This window comes from Pseudomonas tensinigenes (assembly GCF_014268445.2).
In the GTDB taxonomy this organism is placed as follows: domain Bacteria; phylum Pseudomonadota; class Gammaproteobacteria; order Pseudomonadales; family Pseudomonadaceae; genus Aquipseudomonas; species Aquipseudomonas tensinigenes.
In genome coordinates this window covers 3,728,316-3,752,920 of the sequence record NZ_CP077089.1, presented here as the reverse complement: position 1 = coordinate 3,752,920, position 24,605 = coordinate 3,728,316, and the positions used below count along the sequence as shown (strand labels likewise).

Below are 24,605 nucleotides of genomic sequence, written 5' to 3'. Positions count from 1 at the left end.
TGGCATGGACTACGGATTCAGGTCGCGTAACGGCCAGAATTTCTTCCAGATTGACAGTGACAACAAAGTCTTGAACGTAGCGGCGTCTGGGAGCTACGCCATAGGAAAAACTCCGACATCATCGACAACCATTACTACGGCAGTCATCACCTATCCGACACCTATAACAACTACCGAAGCGCCACATGTTTTCTTGAACCCGAACAATCACGGCATGTATCACACGCTGATGCAGATGGGCGGGCCGGGCAACTGGACCGGCTTCTATTTCAAATTGCATTTGATGGCACCTTTCAACAGTACCGACTGTAGCGGTCGATGGCTGGTCGCTACATTCCGTTCAACGTCACCACCCAATGAATACGATCTGCGTTTGCGTAATGCTTCGAATGAGCAGGTTTTTGTGGGTGCAGACAATCTTCTCGTGATGACAGGGTTCCCGATCAATGAAGGCTGGACGCTGGACAACCGCGGAGGCGAAGTGTCCGGGATCTACTGGAGCGGCTACCAGATGCCTTGGACGGGCTCCTATGAGGATTACTTCCTCGCCTCGACCTTGCTCGGAGGGAAGATTTACAACGGCAACACAACACTGGACACACCCTGCGGTTTCCACGCCGGAGTCCGCGCGACATTGAATGGATACGTCGGGGCAATGGTGAGTTCGGAGGGCGGCACTGCCAAAAACGGCAGAACCACTTTTGCTGCACGACCCATGCGCCCGTTATGAAAACCCGAGCCCGCCCAGTGCGGGTTTTTTATTGACCAGAATTAGGATACTTCCATGCCTTGGCTTAGAGGTGGGACTGTTGCCGTCACCAATGGATCAACGACCGTTGTCGGGACGAATGCAGATTTTGCTGCGAATGCAAAAAACGGTGATGCGTTTGTCGGTCCTGACGGGGCGAACTATGAGATTGGCAATGTTGCCAGCGCGACTGTCATCTCGATTATTCCGGCTTATAAAGGGCCAACAGCCAGTGGCGTGACGTACGCGATAATGCCCGTTCAAGGTTATCCGAAAGCGCTTGCTGATGCTTTCAGCGATATCAATCGTCAGTGGGGAGCGAAGCTTTCCGCGCTCGGTTCCACTGGCAACTACGAAATTTTGCCGATCGCCAAAGGAGGAACAGGATCGACGACACTCGATACTGACGTGGTGCTGGAAGGAGCTAACAACAAGTACTTCGCAGGCAGCAGGGTATTGCAGTCGGTGTTGACCGGATTGAGCACAGCCACTGCGACGGTGGTTGCGGCGACTGACCCCATTTTGGCTGCAATTGGAAAGCTCCAGGCTCAAGTCACTGCCCGAGCAATGAAGGGGGCTAACAATGACATCACATCACTGTCAGGTCTCACCACTCCGCTTTCTCAGGTCCAAGGAGGCACGTCTAGCAACAACGGGCGACCACGATTCAATGAGGTGGGAGTAGGCGCTGGAGCCGGTACGTATGCAAATACTCAAGGTATGTACCTAGGATGGAATGAGCAGGGCAATGGCGAAGGCAACTTCACGATAAACATGGGTGGTGGCATCGGCGGATTTACTTGGAGAACGGTGAATTCGACCAACACTCAAGGTGGGCCCCGTATGGTTTATGACTACGGCGGTAACTTGACGGTACCGAACTATTTGCAGCCGCGAGGAATAGCCGGGAGACAAGGGATCAACGGTGGTGCTTACACCCAGCCCTATAACTTCAACTGGACAGGTAACTTCGAGGCTTGGGTAGGATCAACTTTCATCGGTAACGTTGCATTCAATACGTCCGATTACCGTATCAAAAAAATGATCAAAGACGTGTCTGGAGTCAATTTTCTAGATCGCATTGACGCCTACCGGGTCGTGACATATCGACACAAAGATTTTGAGGTTTGGAGCGACGATGGGCGCACTCGACAAGGACTTATTGCTCACGAGGCGCAGCAGGTAAACCCGCTTGCGGTGATTGGCGATAAAGACGAAACCAATGAAGATGGGACGCCGCGCGTGCAATCACTTGACGTAATGACGCTGGTTACCGACCTGATGGGGGCGGTCAAAGAGCTGCGCGCAGAGCTGAACGCCATAAAGTCTGTATCAGCGTCGCTCCCCTCAGAGTGACGATCAGCAATACACGGAACCCGCCATCGAGCGGGATTTTTTACGCCTGGAGGAAACCATGCCGATTACCCAGCAGCAGTTGCTGCAGATACTCCCAAACGCCCGCGCCGAAGTGGGCGTTTTTGTTTCCGCACTGAACACCGCGATGCAGCAATATCAGATCGTCGGCCCGAAGCGTGCCGCAACGTTCATTGCGCAAATCGGTCATGAGTCTGGCCAGCTGCGCTACGTCCGTGAGATCTGGGGACCGACTGCTGCTCAGCGCAGGTACGAGGGCCGCGAAGACCTGGGCAACACCGTGCCGGGCGATGGTCGGAAATATTGCGGGCGCGGACTGATCCAGATCACCGGCCGCGCCAACTATGGCAGGTGCGGCGAGGCGCTGGGCCTCGACCTGATCGCCCATCCCGAACTGCTCGAGTTGCCTCAGCATGCTGCGATGTCGGCGGCATGGTTCTGGAAACAGAACGGGTTAAACGACTTGGCCGATCGGGACCAGTTCAACACCATCACCCGGCGTATCAACGGTGGGTTGAACGGATTGGCTGATCGGCTGGAGCTTTGGGATAAGGCTCGCGAGGTGTTGGCGTGACCGTGCCGTGGCGGTTGATTGGCGTGCTGGCGCTGTTAGTCGTCGGCTTCGTCACCGCCTGGCAGTTTCAGGATTGGCGTTACGGTCAGCAGCTTGCCGAGCAGGCAAAGCTGCATGCCGAAACTCTCAACCAACTGACCCAGGCCGCCGCGACCGCGCAGCAGGCAGAGCGAGATAAGCGGTTGGCGCTCGAGCATCGGCTGTCGGCCAGCGAGCAAACCCACTTCAGGAAAATGAGTGATGCCCAACGTGACCAAGATCGCCTGCGCGATCGCCTTGCCACTGCTGATGTCCGGCTGTCAGTCCTCATCGACGCAGCCGACGTTGCCAATGGCTGCAACATGTCAGCCACCGCCGGCTCCGGCGGCGTGGATCATGCAGCCGTACGTGCCAGACTTGACGCGGCGCATGCTCAACGAATTATCGCCATCACCGACACCGGCGACCGGGGACTGATCGCGCTGCAGGCTTGCCAGGCGTATGTGAAGAATCTGCAGCAGTGATGGCGCCGCGCTATTCTTGCGAGGTCGCAAGCCGTGAACCATCATTTAGATTCGGACGGGATGAATGGTGAACATGGACAAGCAACTGGCGGGCTACTCAATTTTGATGACGATTATTTGGGTTTCAGTCGTTCTTTCCGTCATGTATTGGATGTCGTAGTGAAGGTAATAGGTGGCTGAATTGGAAGGCGTGGTGCTAAGCGAGAAGATGCAGAGAGAAGCGGATCGGCTGCTGACGCAGATTGTCCGGGCGGACTCGATGATCATCGCTGTGAAGGCGGGAGCGCGGGCCGATGGCTTCGTGCTTGGACTGGAAACCGGCGGCGCTTTGCGCACCGGTGATGCTGAACGGCTGTACATCATTTTTGAAGCAGCGCTGGTGGAGCGCCTGAAGACTCTGGCACGGAGCTGATCATCCGACCGGCTTGATCAGGTCCGGACCTTGGTTGCTGACATTCCCCACCGCCCGGTCAACCTTGAACCACTCGAAAACTTCTGTCGGCTCGCCCTGGTGCAGCACTATCTGTTCGGCGCGCTCTTTCGGCGTGGCCGGATTCAGCCATTCACGTGCAAGTTCAGGCGCTAGCGCTACCGGCCGCCGATCATGGATGTCGACCATCCCGCCGGCGCTGTCTGCGGTGATAATTACGAAGCCGTCGTGTTCGCTGGGATCATGCTCGTTATTCGGGTATTGGCCGATTGCGGCGCATAGAATGGGTGAGCCATCCCGGTGCCGGATCAGGTAGGGCTGCTTTTTCGGGCCACCTTCGTCAACCCACTCGAACCAGTTGTTGATCGCGATGATCGCACGGTGCGGCCAAATCGCACGGAAGAACGGCCCGTGGGCAACTTTCTCTACGCGGGCGTTGATTGGTGCCGCGCGGTCGTTGGCCCAGTGCGGGCGCCACCCCCACCGCACCATATCGGCGTGGAGGAACTCACCCTCTTGGTGAAACAGCGCGAGCTGAGACGTAGGCGCCGCGTTATAGCGCTCCAGTGGTTGTTCGTTGACAGTGCTGATCAAGGCGTTCGGCATGCTGAGCGCCTCCACGAAGTCATGAATGCCACTGTACTGGGTAAGTCGTCCGCACATTGCCAGATCCTCGCATCGATCTTTCACCGTAGACCCGCTGGCGCCGCCTTCGTCACAAAACCTTTCCCTGCGCAGGTCGGACAATCCTCACGGGCATCAAAGCGATCGAGGCAGGCGGGGCACATGCAGAAGGCTGCCGACTCAATGTGCGGCCGCAACTTTTCAAAAGCGCGCAGATTCCGTTCTTCATGCGCGACTTGCGCTGCATCTATAAGCGCTCGGTAAGCATCGGCGTCGGAAATTGGTCGGTGCGTTACGCCAGCGATCATTCGTTCGGTCTCTACCAACTGATATCGGCGACCATTCATTTCCAGCACCAGGCCTGAAATCCGCCCAATCTTCGGAGAAAGACCCAAGGTCAGCCGCACACCATCCGCGTCAGAGTAGACCTTGCCGTCGTAAGCGAAGGAAGCGCCGCGCGGTTCATCACTTTCGAAGTTGAAGATCGACCGGCTGATAGTGCCCAGCAGACTCCCGTTGTCGATCTGAACAACATCATAGGTCGAGGCGCCGCGGTAGTGCCCGGGCGAGTTCTGCAGCTCCTCGACGGCGTGCCAGTACGCGGCGTCTGCCATTTCGTTCATGTCGAATTGCTCAAGGTGGTCGATCAGGCCCTCATCGCGGAGCGTAGCTGCCATCTCGTGGAGGGTTTCCCGATGCCCCTCTGGGTTTTGCATACGGAAGTCCTGATCGTCGAGAGTCGCGCGCCATCGCTGGAGCCGTAGGGTTTTTGCCTGGTCGAAATTCATGCTGCGGGGTTCGCTGTACAAAAGCTGTATGCATGTACAGTAATCTAGGCGAGGCAGGTGGGCGAGGGTGAGGCGACGAACTGCAGCGGTGCGGCTACTTTCAGCCAGAAGCGGATGTTTGCAAGCGACCGCTACCGGACAATAGCGGTCATCCTTCACCGCTAGGTGTCGACCCATTGCGGCCATTCGCAGGAGCCACCAAAATCGGAGGACTGTTGGTAGTGAGGTGACGCATAGTGAGGATTGAAGTATCAGAAGAAGCCGACTGGAAGCTTTTCGAGGACGCGGCCCGGGTTCTTGAGAAAGGGCTGGGCGGTTGCTGGAAAGAGAGGCTCGATAGCCCGGACCAGCGCTATTGGGATCTGGTGGTGGATGAACACACGCTTACCCTGCACCTTGAGCACTATTTAGGCATTTCAGTGGTCATTCCCGATGGCGCAGATGAGATCGCTCGAAGAGTATGTGCGTTGCTCAAGCAGCCTACGCGCGGGTAAGCCCGCTCTAACAAAGATAACAACAGATCTAAATGGCAGCTGTGGGTCGATTGCTGCCTGTAGGTAACGTCAGCTTTTTTGGCCGATTGGCGCCTGTCGCGAAGTGCGGTTATTGGCCCATGCGAGACATCACTTCACGGGCCACTGGTGTAGATGAGCAAGGCTATGAATGCTGCGAATGGAGAGATCAGAATCAGCGCGCCGACGACAACTGCCCAGCCCCAGGCAAAACCACTTTCTCCCTTGAAGCGGCCGCCACTCAAGAGGCTCAGTACGTAGACGCCAACACGATGAGCTATCAAATCGAAAATGAAGTCCATTTGACCCTCACGCCTCCTAGTCGTGTTCCTAGATATCTCCGAACGATATTTCTGGCTGTCTATTCGTCAGTCGGGCGTCATCAGCACTGCAAGCGTCATCTTGATGAACTCTTCGTTCTTGTCGATCGCCCAGAGCGCGCCGCGCACATTCTCGGCGACGTCTGCCGATCCGCGTTGTTCGACCCAGTTCGACAACTCCATGATGGCGGCTTCGAGGGCGAGTTGGTTTTCGTTGATTTTGAAGAGAAGGGAAGGGAGCAGGTCGGAGTTGGGCATTTTTGGTTTCCTTGGCAGCCAAGGAATCAGCGTAGCACCGTGTTACATGAAGAGTGTTTTAACGATTGGTAGGACGCCGGAGAGGGGAAAACTCGGTTGAGTTATGGAACGCGTCCACAAAAGTTATGGAACGCATTCGGCTAGGCGGGAATTTTTCAGGACGCCAGAAACGACAAAGCCCTGAATAATCAGGGCTTTGTCGGTACCAAATATGGCGGAGGCGATGGGATTCGAACTCATGGACCTGTTACAGTCGACGGTTTTCAAGACCGTTGCCTTAAACCACTCGGCCACACCTCCGTTGCGTTGCGGGCGCCATAATACCTGAATGAAACACACTGTCAAACTCTCTGCATGGCTTGTTACAGAGCGTCTGTTATGATCTTTGCGACTGAACGTTTCAAACCAACAGGAGTGTCGCCATGCGCGAACAGGATTACGCAGTTAATAACAGCGTGCAGGCTGAGCAGCTAGAGGTTAGCCGCGTCCTGCGCAACACTTACGGCCTACTGGCTCTGACCCTCGCATTCAGCGGCGTCATGGCTTTCGTCGCACAGCAGATGCGTGTTGGCTACCCGAACATTTTCGTGGTGCTGATCGGCTTCTACGGGCTGTTTTTCCTCACCAACAAACTCCGTGATTCCGCGTGGGGCCTGGTGTCCGCTTTTGCGCTGACCGGTTTCATGGGTTTCCTGCTCGGCCCGATCCTCAACCGTTACCTGGGCATGCAGGGCGGCGCTGAAGTGGTCAGCTCGGCGTTCGCGATGACCGCGCTGGTGTTTGGTGGTCTGTCGGCCTACGTGCTGATCACCCGCAAGGACATGAGCTTCCTCGGTGGTTTCATCACCGCTGGTTTCTTCGTCTTGCTGGGTGCAACGCTGGCGAGCTTCTTCTTTCAGGTCAGTGGTCTGCAACTGGCGATCAGCGCAGGTTTCGTGCTGTTCTCGTCCGTGTGCATCCTGTTCCAGACCAGCGCCATCATCCACGGCGGTGAGCGTAACTACATCATGGCGACCATCAGCCTGTATGTATCGATCTACAACCTGTTCGTCAGCTTGTTGCAGATCTTCGGCATCATGAGCCGCGACGACTGATTGTTACGTGCAAAAAACAAAAAACCCGCTTATGCGGGTTTTTTGTTGCCTGTGACAATGTCGGTGGGCGCGGACAGGTAGTCGATCAATTGATGATGATGCTGCCGTCAGTCTGTTGCCTGTAGATCGTGTAAGGCAGCAACAAGGTGTCGAGCACCCCGGAAGCCACGGCATCAATCGCCCAACCGGGGAGGGCGGCGTTGTACTTGTTACCTTGGTCTATCGGCGCATGCAGGCTGCAGAAGTCATACATCACGCCGCTGTAGATCCTTGGCACCGCCCCACAATAGGATTTGTTCGATTTCAAATCGTCCACGGCGACCTGATCGTTGCGCATCACCGTCTGCACTGTCCCGCAACCGCCTAACATTAACGCCATCAGCATCACTGCTTGAACTTTCATACCGCCAATCCTTCGCCGGAAAAACCCCAATCTAAGCCAAACATGCAGAAAAAGCACTCACGCCATCGGGGGTAAGCGGCGTTTGACCGGGGTTTTCTTGACGATCGCCGTGTTGGTTTCAGCCAGCGTATTGAGGCGGTCGAGCAGGGTGTCCAACTGCTCCATCGAGCGCACGTGCAGGCGAGCGATGAAGCAGTCCTCGCCCGTTACTTTGTCGCACTCGGTGAATTCGGGGATCGATAGGATCTGCCGTTCGACCTCTTGCAATTGGCCCGGCAGTGGCCGCACCCGGACGATGGCCTGCAATTGGTAACCAAAGCACTTCGGGTCGATCTCGACGGTATAGCCCTTGAGCACACCGCGTTCTTCCAACCGGCGCAAGCGTTCAGCCACGCTCGGCGACGACAATCCGCTGATTTGCGCCAAGGCTTTGAGCGAGCGCCGCGAATCCTCCATCAATGCGCCGATGAGGATCTGGTCAATATCGTCAGTCATGAAAAAAACTCCAGCATTAGGCAATTAGTGAAAATTACCCACGATAAAAAAGGCAGATTTCGAGTTTAGCCTGCTTTTTGCTCTGGAGCGCCTCCCGGTTCGCTTGGCATACTTTTGTCACAAAGACAGGAGATTGAAGATGGACAATACAATCCGTCGCGGTTCATTTGAAATGACCGCTGCCATGCTGATATCCGGGACGATCGGCTGGTTTGTGCTGGTCTCCGGGCAACCGGTACTCGATGTGGTGTTCTGGCGCTGCGTATTCGGTGCCGGTACCTTGCTGCTGATCTGTGCCGCTTTCGGCTTCCTGCGCCCGGGCATTCTGACCCGTACCACCTTCCTGCTCGCGGTGCTGAGCGGGATGGCGATTGTTGGTAACTGGGTGCTGTTGTTTGCTTCGTACTCCCGCGCTTCGATTGCCATTGGCACAGCGGTGTACAACGTGCAGCCGTTCATGCTGGTGGGGTTGGCGGCGCTGTTTCTCGGCGAAAAAATTACCCTGCAAAAGCTGTTCTGGCTGGCGATTTCCTTCATTGGCATGCTGGCCATCGTCAGTGCCCATGGCACTCAGGGTGAAAGCGGCAACGACTATCTGATGGGCATTGCGTTGGCGTTGGGTGCGGCGTTTCTCTATGCGATTGCGGCGCTGATCATCAAGCGCCTGACCGGCACGCCACCGCATCTGATTGCCCTGATTCAGGTCTGCACCGGGGTGTTGTTGCTGGCGCCATTTGCGCATCTCAGCGCGTTGCCACAAGCGCCGAGTGCCTGGGCCAGTCTGGTGACGCTGGGCATTGTTCACACCGGTTTGATGTATGTGTTGCTGTACGGTGCCATCCAGAAATTGCCGACGGCGCTCACTGGCGCACTGTCCTTCATTTACCCGATTGCAGCGATTTTTGTCGACTGGTTTGCGTTCGGTCATCGCTTGCAGACTTTGCAATGGCTAGGCGTGGCGGCGATTCTCCTCGCGGCCGCTGGCATGCAGCAGGGCTGGGGCTTCAAGGCGCGTCGACTGGCTGCGCAATAAACCTCAGATGTTCCAGCGCGGTGCGGTTTTGGCCAGGCGCTGGCGCATCTCGGCGATGTTCGCCGCAAGTTGCCGGGTCAACAGGCGATAGCCGTCCAGCGCGCTGTAGACCGGCGCATCAAGGCTGGCGTCCGGTAACGCCAGCGAACGATCAAGGCGCTGTATCGCACCGGATTTCAAGGCGCGGGCCATGCCGATCAATTGCACGCGGATCATGCGGTGTTCGGCCTTCAACGCTGATTGCAGATGAGCCATGGCTTCGGGGTCGTTGGCATCGGGGCGGGTGTTGCCGAGGATTTCCAGGGTGCTGATGCACATGCGCAGGTTGCGCTGGATCGCATCGAGTTCGGTCATGGAGATCTTTACTTCCTTGGACACCGACGGCATCAGCGAACGCAATTGCACCATCACCGCGCTCAAACGGCTCATCAGCTTCAGGTGCTCGTCGGCACTGACCGGCTGGCCGTTGATGATTCGACTGTATACCGTCGCGCAATCGCGCAAGGCATCGGCCAGGTTGTAGCGCCACGAGTACACCGCGTACAGCGGCAGAGCGAAGGAGAACGCCAGCGCCAGCGCAATACCGATGAGAATGTCGACGCCACGCCACAAGCCGTCGGTGATCGGGTTGTCGCCATGTCCGGCGACAATGAATACGGTAATTGCCGAGAGCAGGGCGGTATAGCCGCCCTTGCCGATGGCGTGATAGGAGAAGAAGCCACAGACCACCGCCATCGCAAAGTAGGTCAGCCATGGCATGCCGAGCCACGCATGCTGTGCCACCAGTAACAAACCGACGCCGGCGCCGATCAAAGTACCGGTGGCGCGCTCGGCGGCTTTCTTGCCGATGTTGCCGTGGTGCTGCAAACCGCCGATGACCACCAGCATGGTCACCGATGCCCATTCACCGTGGGGCAGGTTGATGCCGGTGGTCAGCACAATCGTCGCCAGCAACCCCAATGCCACCCGCACCGCGTGGATCAATCGGGCGTGTCGGTAGCGGCGATACGGGTCCAGGAGCGGACGCAGAATTCGACGCAACAGTGGCGGCAGTCGGTAGGTGCTGAACGTACTCAGTGCAAGGCCCCCGTCAGAAGATGTAGTCGGTGGTCAGGAAGCTTGAATCACGACCGCGAATGATCTCGCTGATCAGATCCTTGTTGCTGTCCTGGAACTTGGTTGCCACCAGTGTGCGGATCGAAAACACCCGCAATGCATCGTGTACTGACAGCGTACCTTCTGCGGAATTCTTGCGACCATTGAACGGGTAGGTATCCGGACCGCGCTGGCACTGAGCATTGAGGTTGATCCGCCCGACCTGGTTGGCGAATGTGTCCACCAGCCGTCCGACTGCCACCGGGTTGGTGCCGAAGATGCTCAACTGCTGGCCGAAATCCGACTCCAGCACATAGTCGATCACGGTATCGAGATGACGGTACGGCACGATCGGCACCACCGGGCCGAACTGTTCTTCCTGATAGACACGCATCTGCGGATTCACCGGGTACAGCACCGCCGGGTAGAAGAACGACTCGCGGGATTCGCCGCCATTCGGGTTGACCACTTCGGCACCCTTGCTGCGCGCATCGGCCACCAGCCCGTGCAGATAATCGACCTTGCCCGATTCCGGCAGTGGCGTCAGCGACACGCCGCTGTCCCACGGCATGCCCGGTTTCAGCGTGGCCAGTTTGGCGTTGAATTTTTCAATGAAGCTGTCGACCACGTCTTCATGGACGAAGAGGATTTTCAGTGCGGTGCAGCGCTGGCCGTTGAACGACAGCGAACCGGTGACCGCTTCGCTGACAGCATTGTCGAGATCGACTTCCGGCAAGACGATGCCCGGGTTCTTCGCATCCAGACCCAACGCGGCGCGCAAGCGGTGTGGTTTTGGGTGCAGTTTCTTCAGGTCGCTGGCGGCCTTGTTGGTGCCGATGAAGGCGAAGATATCGATCTTGCCGCTAGCCATCAGTGCGCTGACGGTTTCCCGTCCGCTGCCGTAGATCACGTTGATCACACCGGAGGGGAAGCTGTCGCGGAAGGCTTCGAGCAGCGGACGGATCAGCAGCACGCCGAGCTTGGCCGGTTTGAACACCACGGTGTTGCCCATGATCAGCGCCGGGATCAGCGTGGTGAAGGTTTCGTTCAGCGGATAGTTGTAAGGGCCCATGCACAGGGCGACGCCGAGTGGCACGCGGCGGATCTGCCCGAGGGTGTCCTGTTCCAGTTCGAAACGGCTGGAGCGGCGGTCGAGTTCTTTGAGCGCATTGATGGTATCGACGATGTAGTCGCAGGTACGGTCGAACTCTTTTTCCGAGTCCTTGAGGTTCTTGCCGATTTCCCACATCAGCAACTTCACCACGGCTTCGCGCTGCTGGCGCATGCGGCCGAGGAAGGCTTCGACGTGCTGGATGCGTTCGGCCACGCGCATGGTCGGCCACAGGCCCTGCCCACGGTCGTAGGCGCGGACGGCGGCGTCGAGGGCGGTGAGGGCGGTGTCGGCGTCGAGCAGCGGCGTGCTGCCGAGGATGACTTGCTCGTCGCCATTGTCACCTTTCAGGTAGACCGGACTGCGCACGGTGGCGAGCGGGCCGTCCCAGCGGCGCAACTGGCCGTCGACCAGGTATTCGCGTTGCTCGACCTGAGCGTCGAGGCGGTATTTTTCCGGGATGTCGCTGACAGAAGGGAACAGATTGCCAAGGATGTTTGCTGTGGTCATGTCGCTACCCCGTGTTGATGTCCGCATGCAGATCAAAAAGTCTCTACAGGTTATACGCCTGAATGCGCCGAAATTTAAACCCGCAAATGTCACCCGAATGTCACGCAGAGGCGCAAAACAGAGCTTCAAGGAGAGCACGAAACCGCTGGCCTGATCGTTCCCACGCAGAGCGTGGGAACGATCATCGGGGGAGAGGGCTGGCCCCGTTTGCCCCCCTCTCTGGCCTGCAATGCCCTCAACCCGCTGCAGCCGCTGCCTTAAGGTGTGGGCATAACAACAAGCGAGACTTTTATGCGGGCAATCCGACTCACTCTGCTGCTGGCGTTGGCCATGGCGCTGCCAGGCTGCGGCGAAGACCCCAAACCCCCGGCCACCACCGATCATAACGCCATGCCCCAAGACCCGGCACTGGCGCAGATCTACACCAACAGCTGCCAGCTCTGCCACGCCAACCCCGCCGCCAATGCGCCGCTCACCGGTGACCGCAAAGCCTGGGAGCCGCGCATCCGGCAGGGCAGCGACACGCTGCTCGACCACGCCATAAACGGCTACAACGGCATGCCGCCGATGGGCCAGTGCGTCGAGTGCAGCGAAGAGCAGTTTTTGCAACTGATCGGCTTCATGGCCGACCAAGCCCTCCCTGAATAAGGTGCCCGGCATGACCATGGATCTGACTCGGCGTCAGTTGTTGCAACGGGCAAGCATTGTCGGCGCGTTCAGTGCGTTGGCGAGTTACCCGGCATTGGGTCAATTGCTGCGCGCGCCACGGCTGATTCCGTGGCGCAACTGGTCGGGTGGGCAGAGTTGCCTGCCGGCGGCGCGGCTGGCGCCAAAGAATCTCGATGAACTGGTGACCGTCATCAAACAGGCGCAAGGCAAGATTCGCCCGGTCGGTTCGGCGCATTCCTTCAGCGCGTTGGTGCCCACCGATGGCACGCTGTTGTCGCTGAGCTATTTCAACGGACTGCTCGACCACGATGCGAAAACCCTGCAAGCCGAATTCGCCGCCGGCACACCGATGTCACGCATGGGCCTGCCGCTGAAAGACATTGGCCAGGCCCTGCAGAACATGGCCGATATCGATTACCAGACCCTCGCCGGGGCCATTGCCACGTCGACTCACGGCACCGGCAAAAACTTCCAGTCCTACTCGGCGCACGTTTGTGGCATGCAATTAGTGACGGCCAATGGCGAAGTACTGGACTGCGACAGCCAGCGCCATCCGGAAGTATTCAACGCCGCACGCGTCTCCCTCGGTGCACTCGGCGTGACCACCAGAATCCGTCTGCAAAACCGCCCGGCTTATCGCTTGCGCGAGCGCCAATGGATCGCCAAGACCGAAGAGCTGCTCGAAGACCTCGAAAAGAACACCCGTGAAAACCAGCACTGGGAAATGCTCGTCGTCACCCATTCCGACTACGCCTTGTCCATTGCTCTCAATGAAACCGATGACCCGGCCACGCCGCCGATCAGTCCGGAAGAAGAGGGTGGCAACGAGTTCGTCACTCTGATCGAAAAGATCGACAAGTACGGCAGCGACTTCCCCGACCTGCGCCGCACGCTGCTGAACAGCTTGCGTCATCTGGCGAGTTTCGATGAGCGCGTCGGCGACTCCTTCGACATCTACGCCAACGTGCGCACCGTGCGATTCAACGAAATGGAGTATTCCGTGCCAGCCGAACACGGCCCGGCGTGCCTGCGCGAAATCCTCAAGCTGATTCAGGACAAGGATTTGCGCACCTGGTTTCCCATCGAGTACCGCTACGTCAAGGCGGATAACATTGCGCTGAGCATGTTCGAAGGTCGCGACAGCTGTTCGATTTCGGTGCACCAGCATTATCAGATGGATCATCACAACTTCTTCGCGGCGGTCGAGCCGATTTTCTGGAAGTACAACGGCCGGCCGCATTGGGGCAAGTTGCACACGCTGAATGCGCGAACCCTGCAACCGCTGTACCCGCGATGGCGCGAATTTATCGATGTGCGCCAGGCCCTGGATCCGAGCGGGCGCTTTCTCAATGCGCATTTGTCGTCGATTTTGGGGGTGAGCTGATGGCGGTCAATCGACGTAACTTTCTTCTCGGTACGTTGGGTGTCGGCGCTCTCTTGGTCGGTGTTGGCGCGTGGTTGCGCCCGGGGGATCACGGCGCGCCGTACAGCGACTATTTCCGCGCGCTGAACAAAGAATTGAAGGACCACGGGCCAATGCGCCCGGTGCTGCTGATCGACCTGGATCGGCTCGATCACAACATCGATGTGGTGATGCAATCGGTCAAACGCGGTGGCAAGCAATTGCGTTTGGTGGAGAAGTCGCTGCCATCGCCGGGGCTGTTGAGCTACATCGCGCAACGTGCCGGAACGCAGAAGCTGATGTCGTTTCATCAGCCGTTTCTCAATCACGATGCGCTGACGTTTCCACAGTCGGATATTTTGCTTGGCAAACCATTACCGGTACGTTCGGCAGCGCTGTTCTACCAAACCCACAAAGGCCCGTTTGATCCCGCGAAGCAACTGCAATGGCTGCTCGACGGGCCGCAGCGTTTGCAGCAATACCTCGCGCTGGCTCAGGGGTTAGGCACAAGGATGCGCATCAACATCGAACTGGATGTCGGCCTGCATCGCGGCGGCGTCAGTGATGTGAATGTGTTGGGCCAAATGCTCACGCTGATCAGTGCCAACCCGCGGCATCTGGAATTCGCCGGATTCATGGGTTACGACCCGTTCGTGGGCATGGGCGTGCCGGGGATTCTCGGCTCGCCGGATCAACTGTTCGCCAAGGTCATGGTGATTTATCAGCGCTGTGTCGACTTCACCCGCCAGCAGTTTCCCGCGTTGTGGCATGACGGTTTGTGCCTGAACACTGCCGGGAGCCCGAGTTATCGCATTCATGAAAACGAGAAACTCAGCAGCGAGGTTTCGGTGGGCACGGCGATGCTCAAACCGACGCACTATGATTTGCCATCGCTGACCGAGCATGTGCCCGCGACCTATATCGCCACGCCTGTGTTGAAAAGCACTGGCGCGGTGAATATTCCGGCGCTGGATGATAAGTCGAAGCTGTTTTCGTGGTGGGACCAGAATCAGCGCCAGACCTTCTTCATCTACGGCGGCAACTGGATGGCCGAGTTCGAATCGCCCCAGGGTTTACAGAGCAACAGCGTCTACGGACGCAGCTCCAATCAAGAGATGGTCAATGGCTCGAACGCCGTGGGGCTGACGATAGAAGATCAAGTCTTCCTGCGCCCGACCCAGACCGAAGCCGTACTCCTGCAATTCGGCGACCTGCTCGCCGTGCGCAACGGCAAAATCGTCGACACCTGGCCCGTCTACACCTGATCCCGAAATCACGCCCATCCCCCTGTGGGAGCGAGCCTGCTCGCGAATGCGTCCCGTCAGTCACCTTCTACTCGACTGGCACACCGCTTTCGCGAGCAGGCTCGCTCCCACAGGGTTTTGTGTTGTCTGTTAAATCCCTATCAATTCTGTAATGAAGCTTTTATGACAAAAGTTCGGTAGCACATCGCCAGTCCGGTCATGCCTATGTAACGCGCTTGAGGGGCCCAACGGGGCGCTTTTCACAAGCCGAGGCGGGACGCCGGGAGTGAGGCAATGGGGACTATGGAACGCTACTCGAAAGTGGGCATGCAGGAACTCGATCAACGCCTGTCGAAGATCGTCGAAGCCGCGCGCAAGAAGCCGGTTTCGGTGTATCGCTACGGCGCGCCGTGGGTCTGGATCGTCTCGCAGGATGACTGGCAGGGCGCCTTGAAAGAGGTGTCGAGCTACATTCCGCCGGGCCATTCGCTGGTGTTGCTGCGCCCGCAGATCGACGATTTGCTCGACGCCCACCGCGAGCTCCTGCACGACCTCAATGCCGAACCCGGCATGCTGATCCCCGCGCAAACCGTGATGCACATCCTGCTCCTGCAACTGCTGTATTCGGTGCCCAGCGAACAGCAACTGTATGAACAGCTCAATTACAACCTGCTGTTCCGCTGGTTCGTCGGTCTTGGCCTGAACCAGAAAGTCTGGAGCTTCAACGCCCTCAGTCGCGACATCGCCACGTTGCTCAACGAGCCCCGTGCGGTGCTGCTCATTCAAAAAATCATCGGCGAAGTGTTCTGCGGCGCGTTGCTGCAAATGCCCGAGTTCTCGCTGAACTTCGCGCTTTTGCACACGTGGCTGGGCAAACACGCCTGCGCCTCGACAGCCAGCAATTGACGCCATACACGCGGCGTTCGAAACGCCAACAGGTCATCGCGAATTCAGGGGGTAGTGTGGAACCGATTTTCAAGTCACGGCTGGCGCTGTGGGGCTGGCTGCTGGTGACGGCGGGCGCGCAGCCGGCGTTGGCCGAAGAGGCTGCGCAAAACGCGGCGGCGAAGCGTCTGGTCGACGTCAACGAATACTTCGTGCGCGGCAACACCGTGCTCGATGCGCGGGCGATCGAAGAGGCGGTGTACCCGTTTCTCGGTCCGCAAAAAGCCCTCACGGATATCGAAGGTGCTCGGGATGCGTTGCAAAAGGCCTATCAGCAACGTGGCTATCAGTCAGTGTTCGTCGAGCTGCCGGAGCAAGCGGTGGCCGACGGTATCGTCTACCTGCAAGTCAGCGAAACCAAGGTCGGCCGGGTGCGTGTGGTCGGCGCCAAACATTATTCGCCGCTGGACATTCGCGACGACGTCCCGGCGCTGAAGGAAGGCGAGGTGCCGGACTTCGCCAAGGTTCAGGGCGAACTGGCACAACTGAACAAAACCCCGGGCCGCCAGGTGATGCCGCTGGTGCGCGAAGGTCAGCGCCCCGGCACCATGGATGTCGATTTGCAGGTCGAAGACCAGAACCCGTGGACCGCCAGCGTCGGCCTCAACAACGATTACAGCGCTGATACCGAAAAGCTGCGCACCGTTACCAGCCTCGGCTACAACAACCTTTGGCAACTCGGCCATAGCGTCAACCTGACTTTCTTTACCGCCCCGCAGGAAACCGACAATGCCAAGGTCTGGTCGGGCTCCTACACCGCACCGCTGACCGAGCGCTGGAGCGTGCAGTTCTCCGGTTACCAGTCCGACAGCAACGTCGCCACCATCGGCGGCAGCAACGTGCTCGGCAAGGGCCACAGCTACGGTGTGTCGGCGATCTACACGCTGCCCTCCAGCGGCAACTGGTCGAACTCGCTGTCGGCCGGCATCGACTTCAAGGACTTCGACGAACGCCTGACCCTGTCCGGCGAGAGCGACAAAGTCCCGTTGCAATACGCACCGTTCACCTTTGCCTACAACGGCTACCGCTACAGCGAGAAGAGCCAGCTCGGCCTCGGCCTGAGCCTGGTCGCCGCCACTCGCAGCATTTTCGGCTACGGCAGTTCCGACGAAGACTTCGACTACAAACGCTACCGCGCCAAACCGAGCTTCGCCGTGGTCAAGGGCGACACCAATTACACCTGGACCTTCGACAGCGACTGGCAGAGCGCAAGCAAAGCAGCGTTCCAGTTGGCGTCCGGGCCACTGGTTTCCAACGAACAATTCTCCGCCGGCGGCGCGACTTCGGTGCGCGGCTATCTGGCCGCCGAACGCACTGGCGATGACGGCTTGCTGCTCAGCCAGGAAGTGCGCACGCCGTCGCTGGCCAAGTACGCCGGCACGTGGATGCAGGACTGGCGTTTCTATGCCTTCGCCGAAGGCGCGCAACTGTATCTGCGCGACGAGCTGCCGGATCAGGACGCCAATTACGCCCTGGCCAGCGTCGGCCTCGGCACCCGCGCCAGCCTGAGCAAATGGCTGTCCGGCAGCCTCGACTGGGGCTACCCGCTACTCGAAGGGCCGAACACCTCGAAACAGGAATCGCGCCTGCACTTCAACCTTCAAGCCACTTTTTAAAGGAGCACGTTCATGCAGCGCCTCATTCTTTCGTTGTTGATCTGCCTGGGCTTCGTGCTCCCGGCCACGGCTCAGGCCTGGTGGCAGGACGACTGGCATTACCGCAAACAGATCGCCGTCGACACCACGCCACAAGGCGCGGCGATCAATCAGGCCCTCGGTCGCACGGCGCTGTTGGTGCGCCTGCACACCGGTAACTTCACCTTCGACGGGGTCAAAGAGGACGGTTCGGATCTGCGCTTCGTCGCCGCCGATGACAAGACCGTGCTCAACCACCAGGTCGAAAGCTTCGACGCGCTGATGGGCATGGCGCTGATCTGGGTCGATGTGCCAAATGTCGAGGGCGGTCAGCGCCAGGACATCTGGATGTATTACGGCAATCAAAAGGCCCCGGCGACCGGCAATAGCCAACTGACCTTTGATCCGAATTACACCGCGCTGTATCACTTTGACGGTGCCACCGGCACCCCAGCCAAAGACACCACCGCGTATGGCAACACTGCGCAAAGTGCCACCGGCGCAGCGATTGACGGCGTAGTAGGGCGGGCGTTGCAGTTCAGCGGTCAGCCGCTGCTGCTGCCGGCCAGTCCTTCGCTGCAGCACAACGCTGGCAGTGCGTTCACCTTCAGTGCCTGGCTGCGTCTGGATCAGGCCAGTGGCGAACAACTGATTCTCGCCCGTCGCGAAGGCGCCAACAGCTTGCTGGTCGGCGCGAACCAAGGTGTGCCGTTTGTGGAGATCGATGGCCAACGCGCCGTCGCCACGCAAGCGCTGAATCCGGGCCAATGGCAACACGTCGCGCTGACCGCTGAAGGCTCGAAAGTGACCCTGTTCATCAACGGTCGCGAAGTTGCCACGCTCGCTCAGGCGATGCCAGCGTTCAATTCGGTCATGGCCATCGGCGCCGATCTGCACGAAGGCCCGTTCCAGCCGTTTGTGGGCGCTATCGATGAATTGCGTCTGTCGAAGGTTTCGCGCCCGGCAGCGCTGTTGCTGGCGGACGCCACCTCGCAAGGCGCCGAGTCGAAACTGGTCGCTTACGGTGTCGACGAAGAACAGTCCGGTTTCGGTTTCGGCAGCCTCGGCTTCCTGCTCAACGCCGTGCCAATCGACGCCTGGGTGATCATCGCCGTGCTGGTGCTGATGATGTTCCAGTCGTGGATCATCATGCTGCGCAAGAACCGCAGCCTCAGCCGCGTGTCTGCCGCCAACGAAGACTTCCGCGTACAGTTCGCCAAGGTTGGCACGCGTCTGGAGATGTTCGCCGACGACGCGCAACTCGCCCAACGCTTGCAGCATTCCTCGCTGTGGCGCCTGTACCTGGTGGCGGTCAAAGAAATTCGCACCCGCCGCGAGCAGGGCGCTGATACCTCGTCGGTTTCCGCCGCAACCATCGAAGCCATCCGCTGCTCGATGGACGGCGTGCGCACCCGCGAAAACCAGCAACTGAGTTCGAAACTCTCGACCCTGTCCAACGCCATCGCCGGCGGCCCGTACATCGGCCTGCTCGGCACGGTGCTGGGGATCATGGTGGTGTTCCTCGGCACGGCAATGGCCGGCGACGTCAACATCAACGCCATCGCTCCGGGCATGGCTGCCGCTTTGCTGGCCACGGCGATGGGCCTGTTCGTCGCGATCCCGGCGCTGTTTGGCTACAACCGCCTGATCACCCGCAACAAGGAAGTCAGCGCCGACATGCGCGTGTTCGTCGACGAGTTCATCACGCGGCTGGCGGAGATGCACGGCGAGAGCCAGTTCAGTGAGTCGTCGCATCGCGGCCATCACGCCAACCACTCTGTACCGGCCTGAGGAGCACTGACATGGCTTCTGTAAATGCCTCCCACGACGATGACGAAGATGCCGCGGTAGACAGCATCAACATCACCCCGCTGGTCGATGTGCTGATGGTGGTGCTGGTGATGTTCATCCTCACCGCCACCGCGCAGGTCTCCGGGATCCAGATCAACCTGCCCAAGGCCAGCGCTTCGGTATCGCTGTCCGAGGCCAAGACCAAGGCGATTTCGGTCAACGACGGCGGGCAGGTGTTCCTCGACGCTTACCCGGTGACCCTGGCCGAGCTGGAAGAACGCCTGCGCATCGAGAAAGCGCAGAGCCCGGATTTCCCGGTGATCGTGCGTGGCGATGCGACCGTGCAGTACCAGAAAGTCATCGAAGTGCTGGATCTGTTGCGCCGGCTCGAACTGTCCCAGGTCGGTCTCGTCACCGGCAAACCGAGTCAGGGCTGAGTCATGACTGCACAACTCCCGATCGAGCCGCTGCCGGTGAAGAAGCCAGCGCTGCGTTATGCGAAGTGGGGCGCCGGATTGCTGATCGGCGCGCTCGCCGCGTGGTTTTTGTGGCAGTGGGCCAATGACATGAGCGGCATCCGCCGCGAAGCGCCGAAGGTGCCGACGATCATTCCGTTGCCGCCACCGCCACCACCGCCGCCGGAAAAACCGCCGGAGCCGGAAACCCCGGTCGAAGAAAAAGTCGTCGAGCCCGAGCCAACGCCGGAACCGGAAGAGGTCAAGCCTGAGGAAGAGGCGCCGCCATCGCCGGCGGACGATCTGGCCAACCCGATGCAAATGGACGGCGATGCGCAGTCCGGCAACGACGCCTTCAACATCGGCGCGGGCAAGGGTGGCGGCATGGCCGGGGCCGGCGGCGGACGTTTGGGCACGGGGACATACAGCCAGTTTCTGGCGTTCACCTTCCAGCGTTTGCTGCGCGAGAACCCCGAGCTGCGCAACCTCGCGTTTTCGCTGCAGGCCGATGTCTGGCTGAGCAGCGTTGGCGAGATCACCCGCGTCGAGCTGATCAAGTCCAGCGGCAACCCTGAGATCGATACGCAAGTTCTGGCGGCGCTGCGCGGTGCTCCGGCCCTCAGCGAACGGCCACCGGCCTCCATCACTTTGCCTGTGCGCCTGTCCCTGCAAGGGCGGCGTCCGGGTTAATTCATTTATTTACGCTTTGCAAAAGGAGTTGTGTGCAGATGATTTCCAACGTGAATCGATTGTCCCTGGCGGTCGGCATGGTCATTGCGACCCTGGTCGGTCAGGCCGTGGCAGCGCCTGCGCCCTCGGAGAACGCCACGATCAATCTGATCCGCTTGCTGGTCGAGCAGGGCATTCTGAAACAGGACAAGGCCGACGCACTGATCGCCCAGGCGCAGAACGAAGCGGCGCAGGCCAAACAGGCTGCGGCATCCACCGCAGTCGCGGCCGGGCCGGTCGCTGCGCCTGGTGACGTCCGCGTGCAATACGTGCCGGCCGCGGTGCGCGACCAGATCCGTGATCAGGTCAAAGCCGAGGTCATGGCCACCGCCAAACAGGAAAACTGGGCCGCGCCCAACAGCTTCCCGGAATGGGCTGCGCGCATCAGTTTCGACGGCGACATTCGCTTGCGCAACGAATCGCGCTACTACTCGGACAGCAACAGCAACGAGATCGTCGACTTCGCCAAGCTCAACAATAACGGCCCGTACGACGTCAACCCCAACAGCAGCACCAATCTGCCACCGCTGCTCAACACCCGTGAAGACCGCACCAACCAGTTTCGCATCCGCGCACGGTTGGGCATGAAAGCCGAGATCTCGCCGCAATGGACTGCGGGTATCCGCATCGGCACCGGCTCGGACAACAATCCGGTATCGACCACGCAGAACCTCGGCGGCGGTTTCGCCAAAAAGGATATTTGGCTCGATCAGGGCTACCTGAACTGGAAGCCTACGGATGAGCTGACCCTGACCGGCGGGCGCTTCGCCAACCCGTTCATGTCCACCGACATGCTCTATTCCAACGACTTGAACTTCGACGGCGTGGCAGCGATTTTCGACCACAAACTCAACCGCGATTGGGGCGTGTTCGGCACCGTCGGCGCGTTCCCGGTGGACTACACCAACGACACTGCCAGCAGCAACGGCTTCGACAAGGAAGAGAGCGACAACAAGTGGTTGTACGGCGCGCAGATCGGCGCCAAATGGGCCATCAACAGCAACAACCGCTTGAAAGGTGCACTGGCTTACTACCGTTTCGACGACATTCAAGGCCAGCGCTCCAGCCCTTGCGAACCGTGGGCCGGCGCACCGGGCTGTGACAGCGATGGCAGCCGCGCGGCGTTTATGCAGAAGGGCAACAGCGTGTTCCTGCTGCGCGACATCACGCCGAACCCGCTCAACCCGACCACTACGCCGCAGCCTCAGTTTGTTGGCCTTGCTTCGGAATTCAATCTGCTGGATCTGAACGTGGTGTGGGACGCCGATCTGCCAGAAGATTTCAAACTGCGCAGCCAGGGCAACTACATCCACAACCTCGCGTACGACGAAGGCGACATGCGCAAGCGCTCGGCCGGGCAGATCGTCAACAACCTCGACGGCAACGGCGACATCGAAAGCGGCGCCAACGCATGGATGGTGCAGTTCACCCTCGGCAGCGCGCTGGACCTGAAAAAGCAGGGCGACTGGAACATCTTCTCTGGCTACAAATACATCCAGCCCGACGCCTTGCCGGACGGCTTCAACGACTCGTCGTTCCACCTCGGCGGCACCAACGCCAAGGGCTATTTCATCGGCGGCAACTACGGACTGGCGAAGAACGTTTACGCGACCGGTCGCTGGATGAGCACCGAAGCGGTGTACGGCGCGCCGTTCGACATCGATGTCTTGCAGCTTGAGATCAACACGCGCTTCTAAGGCGCCGGGAGAGGGTTATGAAAACGCGTTTTGTGTTGCTCGGGCTCGGGCTGTTGATCGCCACCGGGGCCAGTGCCGAAGGCATGGAAGAACGCCTGCGTACGCAATTGCGCAGCACCACGCAGCAGTTGCAGGCCCTGCAAAGTCAGCAGGCCCAGGCCAGCGCCGCGCAACTGGCGGCGCAGAATGAAGCCAAGGCTGCGCAGGCGCAAATCAAGCAGTTGACCGCTGAACTGGCCAAGGCCAAAGGCGTCGCCGAGCAACTGGCCGGGCAGCAGCAGAGCCTGCACAGCCAGGCGCAGGCACAAGTGGCGGCCAGCGCCGAGCAGACCGGCAAGTTCAAGAAGGCCTATGACGAGTTGCTGGTCATGGCCCGTGCCAAAGAGGCAGAACGGTCTAAGCTTCAAGCGCAATTGGCTGAACGTGACACACAAGTGCAGCAATGTTCAGTCAAGAATCAGCAGATGTACGGCGTCGCCAAGCAGATCCTCACTGCCTACGAAAACATCGACGTGGCCGAGGTGATGAAGATCCGCCAGCCCTTCGCGGGCAGCGCCCGGGTCAAGTTCGATGAACTGGCTCAGGGGTTCGGCGATGACCTTTACAAGACTCAATTCGACGCGCCGCAAGCCGCGCTCTCGCACTGATAGACAAGGAAGAAACAATGACTCAATTGATCAGCCACGTATCGCCAAAATCTCTGACCGAAGTCCTGCAAGCTGCGGGTTATCGCGTCAACGAAACCGAGCAGAACGGCATCGTCCAGTTGCTCAGCGCCAGCCAGGGCATCGGCTACGCCGTGCGTTTCGGCAACCCGGCGGTGGAGCAGGGCAGCTACGTCGACTTCACTTTCAGCTGTGCGCTGCGGGTGCAGGGTGAGTTGCCACAGGGTGTGGCCGAGCAGTGGAACGCCAGCCGTCGTTTTGCGCGTTTGTCGTTGCAGGGCGAGTTTCTGGTGATGGAAATGGACGTGGTGGTGGCGGCGGGCGTGAGCAACGATCACCTGCGTGGCAACCTGGAATTGTGGGATCGGCTGTTGCAAGAGTTCATCGTTTATCTGCGTGACTTCACCCAGAACGGCAGCGCGCAGACCGCCAAAGTCGCCGTGGCCGAGCAAGAGGAAGTCGCGCTGTGAAAAAGCCTGCCATGGTGATCAGCGCTGCGGCAGTGGCGCTGTTGGTGGTGGCCGTGGCGCTGGTGGTGCGGCCGGGCAGTGACCCGGTCGCCGCCCAGCAATCGTCACCGCTGGCGACGGTTGCAACGGGGCCGGCGGTGGCGCGCTTGGGCAATCAGCAAGTAACCCCTGCGGAACTTCAGGCGTTGCTGGCGACAGTCCCGCCAGAGACCCGCGAACAATTGCGCGGCAATCGTGAAGCGCTGGAGCGCTGGATTCGCACGCGGCTGGCCGAGAAAGCGGTGCTGGAGCAGGCCGATGCGCAGGGTTGGGCGCAGCGTCCGGAGGTTGCGCGGCAGACCCGGGCGGCGACTGAGCAGATTGTGTTCCGTGATTACTTGCGTTCGGTCAGCCAGGTGCCGGCGGATTATCCGAGTGTGGCTGAATTGCAGCAGGCTTATGACGCGGGCAAGACGAACTGGCAGACACCGGCGTTGTATCGGGTCAGTCAGATTTTCCTTGGGGTGAATGATCCGCAGACGCTTGAAGCCGTGCGCAAGCAGGCGCTTGAACTGAGCAAGAAAGCTCAGGCGACGCCGGCGGAATTTGCTGCACTGGCGACGCAGTATTCTCAGGATCGCGTCACCGCTGAACGCGGCGGCGATAGCGGCCTGCAACCGTTGCAGCAATTGGTGCCGGAAGTGCGAGGCGCCGTGGCGCGGCTCAAGGTCGGCGCGGTTTCCGATCCCGTCCAGAGCGCCGCCGGGTTCCACGTGATCAAACTCACCGAGCAACAACCAGCACGTCTGGCGACCCTCGACGAACTGCGTGATCAACTGACCCAGGCCTTGCGTGCACAGCGTCAGGAGCAGATTGCCCAAGCCTATCTGGACGGCATGCTCAATACCGCGACACTCAGCATCGACGGTGCCGAACTCAACAAAGTCCTAGAGGAAAAACGCTGATTTGACCTACACCACAACCCCTGTGGGAGCGAGCCTGCTCGCGAAAGCGTCTGCACATCCAACAATTGCGGTGACTGACGCGCCGCTT

At 59.4% G+C, this 24,605-nt stretch carries 28 protein-coding genes and 1 tRNA gene; 20 read left to right on the top strand and 9 right to left on the bottom strand.

Translation table 11 applies throughout. The features are described 5' to 3' along the window. Nucleotides 1-4: 4 nt before the first annotated feature. The 5 genes from HU718_RS16450 to HU718_RS16430 all read left to right on the top strand — a co-directional run bounded on the left by HU718_RS16450 (nt 5) and on the right by HU718_RS16430 (nt 3,611). Nucleotides 5-730, top strand: a complete 726-nt coding sequence (locus tag HU718_RS16450) for a hypothetical protein (protein ID WP_186615559.1) — start codon at nt 5-7, stop codon at nt 728-730. Between the two features lie 54 nt (nt 731-784). After that, nucleotides 785-2,104, top strand: coding sequence for a tail fiber domain-containing protein (locus tag HU718_RS16445; RefSeq protein ID WP_186615557.1), 1,320 nt, complete (start codon nt 785-787; stop codon nt 2,102-2,104). Nucleotides 2,105-2,162: 58 nt separating this feature from the next. Further along, nucleotides 2,163-2,696 (top strand): glycoside hydrolase family 19 protein, encoded by a 534-nt coding sequence (locus tag HU718_RS16440; protein ID WP_186615555.1) that lies wholly within the window; start codon nt 2,163-2,165, stop codon nt 2,694-2,696. Beyond that, nucleotides 2,693-3,199 (top strand): lysis system spanin subunit, encoded by a 507-nt coding sequence (locus tag HU718_RS16435; RefSeq protein ID WP_186615553.1) that lies wholly within the window; start codon nt 2,693-2,695, stop codon nt 3,197-3,199. The genes HU718_RS16440 and HU718_RS16435 overlap by 4 nt, the downstream gene beginning before the upstream one ends. Nucleotides 3,200-3,380: 181 nt before the next feature. Further along, nucleotides 3,381-3,611 (top strand): hypothetical protein, encoded by a 231-nt coding sequence (locus tag HU718_RS16430; RefSeq protein WP_186615721.1) that lies wholly within the window; start codon nt 3,381-3,383, stop codon nt 3,609-3,611. On the opposite strand, the gene HU718_RS16425 is transcribed toward HU718_RS16430, so the two are convergent. Together HU718_RS16425 and HU718_RS16420 are read right to left on the bottom strand one after the other, a co-directional pair. Next, nucleotides 3,612-4,292 (bottom strand): SOS response-associated peptidase family protein, encoded by a 681-nt coding sequence (locus tag HU718_RS16425; protein ID WP_186615551.1) that lies wholly within the window; start codon nt 4,290-4,292, stop codon nt 3,612-3,614. It lies immediately after the preceding gene. A 23-nt stretch (nt 4,293-4,315) separates the two neighbouring features. Beyond that, on the bottom strand, nt 4,316-5,041 hold the full coding sequence (locus tag HU718_RS16420; RefSeq protein ID WP_186615549.1) for a hypothetical protein: 726 nt from the start codon (nt 5,039-5,041) through the stop codon (nt 4,316-4,318). A gap of 236 nt (nt 5,042-5,277) precedes the next feature. On the opposite strand from HU718_RS16420, the gene HU718_RS16415 reads away from it, so the two are divergent. Further along, the gene (locus HU718_RS16415) at nt 5,278-5,535 is read left to right on the top strand and encodes a DUF3630 family protein (protein WP_225936800.1); all 258 of its coding nucleotides are present in this window, start codon (nt 5,278-5,280) and stop codon (nt 5,533-5,535) included. Nucleotides 5,536-5,669: 134 nt separating this feature from the next. Here the strand turns inward: HU718_RS16415 and HU718_RS16410 are convergent, their stop codons facing one another. The 3 genes from HU718_RS16410 to HU718_RS16400 form a co-directional block, all read right to left on the bottom strand. Then, entirely contained in the window at nt 5,670-5,855 is a 186-nt protein-coding gene (locus HU718_RS16410) for a hypothetical protein (RefSeq protein ID WP_095118629.1), read from the bottom strand. 66 nt (nt 5,856-5,921) lie between these two features. Next, nucleotides 5,922-6,131 carry a hypothetical protein gene (locus HU718_RS16405; RefSeq protein ID WP_016774031.1) on the bottom strand — a complete coding sequence of 70 codons (210 nt, stop codon included), beginning with the start codon at nt 6,129-6,131 and terminating at the stop codon, nt 5,922-5,924. 212 nt (nt 6,132-6,343) lie between these two features. Further along, nucleotides 6,344-6,431, bottom strand: a tRNA-Ser gene (locus HU718_RS16400). A 122-nt stretch (nt 6,432-6,553) separates the two neighbouring features. Between HU718_RS16400 and HU718_RS16395 the strand changes: the two genes are divergently transcribed. Next, nucleotides 6,554-7,225: a Bax inhibitor-1/YccA family protein gene (locus HU718_RS16395; protein WP_095118699.1), complete on the top strand. Its 672-nt coding sequence runs from the start codon at nt 6,554-6,556 to the stop codon at nt 7,223-7,225. Between the two features lie 85 nt (nt 7,226-7,310). Here the strand turns inward: HU718_RS16395 and HU718_RS16390 are convergent, their stop codons facing one another. Further along, complete coding sequence (locus HU718_RS16390) at nt 7,311-7,628, bottom strand: YceK/YidQ family lipoprotein (protein ID WP_186615547.1); 318 nt, start codon at nt 7,626-7,628, stop codon at nt 7,311-7,313. 57 nt (nt 7,629-7,685) lie between these two features. Further along, nucleotides 7,686-8,123, bottom strand: a complete 438-nt coding sequence (locus HU718_RS16385) for an Lrp/AsnC family transcriptional regulator (protein WP_064381847.1) — start codon at nt 8,121-8,123, stop codon at nt 7,686-7,688. Between the two features lie 139 nt (nt 8,124-8,262). Between HU718_RS16385 and HU718_RS16380 the strand changes: the two genes are divergently transcribed. Then, nucleotides 8,263-9,156: a DMT family transporter gene (locus HU718_RS16380; protein ID WP_186615545.1), complete on the top strand. Its 894-nt coding sequence runs from the start codon at nt 8,263-8,265 to the stop codon at nt 9,154-9,156. A 3-nt stretch (nt 9,157-9,159) separates the two neighbouring features. Here the strand turns inward: HU718_RS16380 and HU718_RS16375 are convergent, their stop codons facing one another. Both HU718_RS16375 and HU718_RS16370 read right to left on the bottom strand, forming a co-directional pair. Further along, nucleotides 9,160-10,200 carry an FUSC family protein gene (locus HU718_RS16375; protein WP_150792593.1) on the bottom strand — a complete coding sequence of 347 codons (1,041 nt, stop codon included), beginning with the start codon at nt 10,198-10,200 and terminating at the stop codon, nt 9,160-9,162. Between the two features lie 46 nt (nt 10,201-10,246). Continuing rightward, nucleotides 10,247-11,872, bottom strand: a complete 1,626-nt coding sequence (locus HU718_RS16370; protein WP_186615543.1) for an NADP-dependent glyceraldehyde-3-phosphate dehydrogenase — start codon at nt 11,870-11,872, stop codon at nt 10,247-10,249. Between the two features lie 291 nt (nt 11,873-12,163). Between HU718_RS16370 and HU718_RS16365 the strand changes: the two genes are divergently transcribed. The 12 genes from HU718_RS16365 (at nt 12,164) to HU718_RS16310 (ending at nt 24,517) form a co-directional block, all read left to right on the top strand. Further along, complete coding sequence (locus HU718_RS16365; RefSeq protein WP_186615541.1) at nt 12,164-12,520, top strand: c-type cytochrome; 357 nt, start codon at nt 12,164-12,166, stop codon at nt 12,518-12,520. 76 nt (nt 12,521-12,596) lie between these two features. Next, nucleotides 12,597-13,925: a D-arabinono-1,4-lactone oxidase gene (locus HU718_RS16360; RefSeq protein WP_186615719.1), complete on the top strand. Its 1,329-nt coding sequence runs from the start codon at nt 12,597-12,599 to the stop codon at nt 13,923-13,925. A gap of 74 nt (nt 13,926-13,999) precedes the next feature. Continuing rightward, nucleotides 14,000-15,208: a DSD1 family PLP-dependent enzyme gene (locus tag HU718_RS16355; protein ID WP_186615717.1), complete on the top strand. Its 1,209-nt coding sequence runs from the start codon at nt 14,000-14,002 to the stop codon at nt 15,206-15,208. A gap of 273 nt (nt 15,209-15,481) precedes the next feature. Continuing rightward, complete coding sequence (locus tag HU718_RS30000) at nt 15,482-16,093, top strand: transposase (protein ID WP_007915478.1); 612 nt, start codon at nt 15,482-15,484, stop codon at nt 16,091-16,093. Nucleotides 16,094-16,149: 56 nt separating this feature from the next. Continuing rightward, entirely contained in the window at nt 16,150-17,748 is a 1,599-nt protein-coding gene (locus tag HU718_RS16345) for a ShlB/FhaC/HecB family hemolysin secretion/activation protein (RefSeq protein ID WP_186615539.1), read from the top strand. Nucleotides 17,749-17,760: 12 nt separating this feature from the next. Continuing rightward, nucleotides 17,761-19,557, top strand: coding sequence for a DUF2341 domain-containing protein (locus tag HU718_RS16340; RefSeq protein ID WP_150708445.1), 1,797 nt, complete (start codon nt 17,761-17,763; stop codon nt 19,555-19,557). A gap of 11 nt (nt 19,558-19,568) precedes the next feature. Then, nucleotides 19,569-19,994 (top strand): ExbD/TolR family protein, encoded by a 426-nt coding sequence (locus tag HU718_RS16335; protein ID WP_007915482.1) that lies wholly within the window; start codon nt 19,569-19,571, stop codon nt 19,992-19,994. Between the two features lie 3 nt (nt 19,995-19,997). Continuing rightward, complete coding sequence (locus HU718_RS16330; protein ID WP_034156521.1) at nt 19,998-20,702, top strand: energy transducer TonB family protein; 705 nt, start codon at nt 19,998-20,000, stop codon at nt 20,700-20,702. Nucleotides 20,703-20,740: 38 nt separating this feature from the next. Then, complete coding sequence (locus HU718_RS16325; RefSeq protein WP_186615538.1) at nt 20,741-22,438, top strand: putative porin; 1,698 nt, start codon at nt 20,741-20,743, stop codon at nt 22,436-22,438. Between the two features lie 17 nt (nt 22,439-22,455). Then, entirely contained in the window at nt 22,456-23,085 is a 630-nt protein-coding gene (locus HU718_RS16320) for a DNA repair protein (protein ID WP_186615536.1), read from the top strand. A gap of 17 nt (nt 23,086-23,102) precedes the next feature. Then, nucleotides 23,103-23,573 carry a YbjN domain-containing protein gene (locus HU718_RS16315; RefSeq protein WP_122595734.1) on the top strand — a complete coding sequence of 157 codons (471 nt, stop codon included), beginning with the start codon at nt 23,103-23,105 and terminating at the stop codon, nt 23,571-23,573. Next, nucleotides 23,570-24,517, top strand: a complete 948-nt coding sequence (locus HU718_RS16310; RefSeq protein ID WP_186615534.1) for a peptidylprolyl isomerase — start codon at nt 23,570-23,572, stop codon at nt 24,515-24,517. Before HU718_RS16315 ends, HU718_RS16310 begins: the two co-directional genes overlap by 4 nt. Nucleotides 24,518-24,605 lie beyond the last annotated feature (88 nt).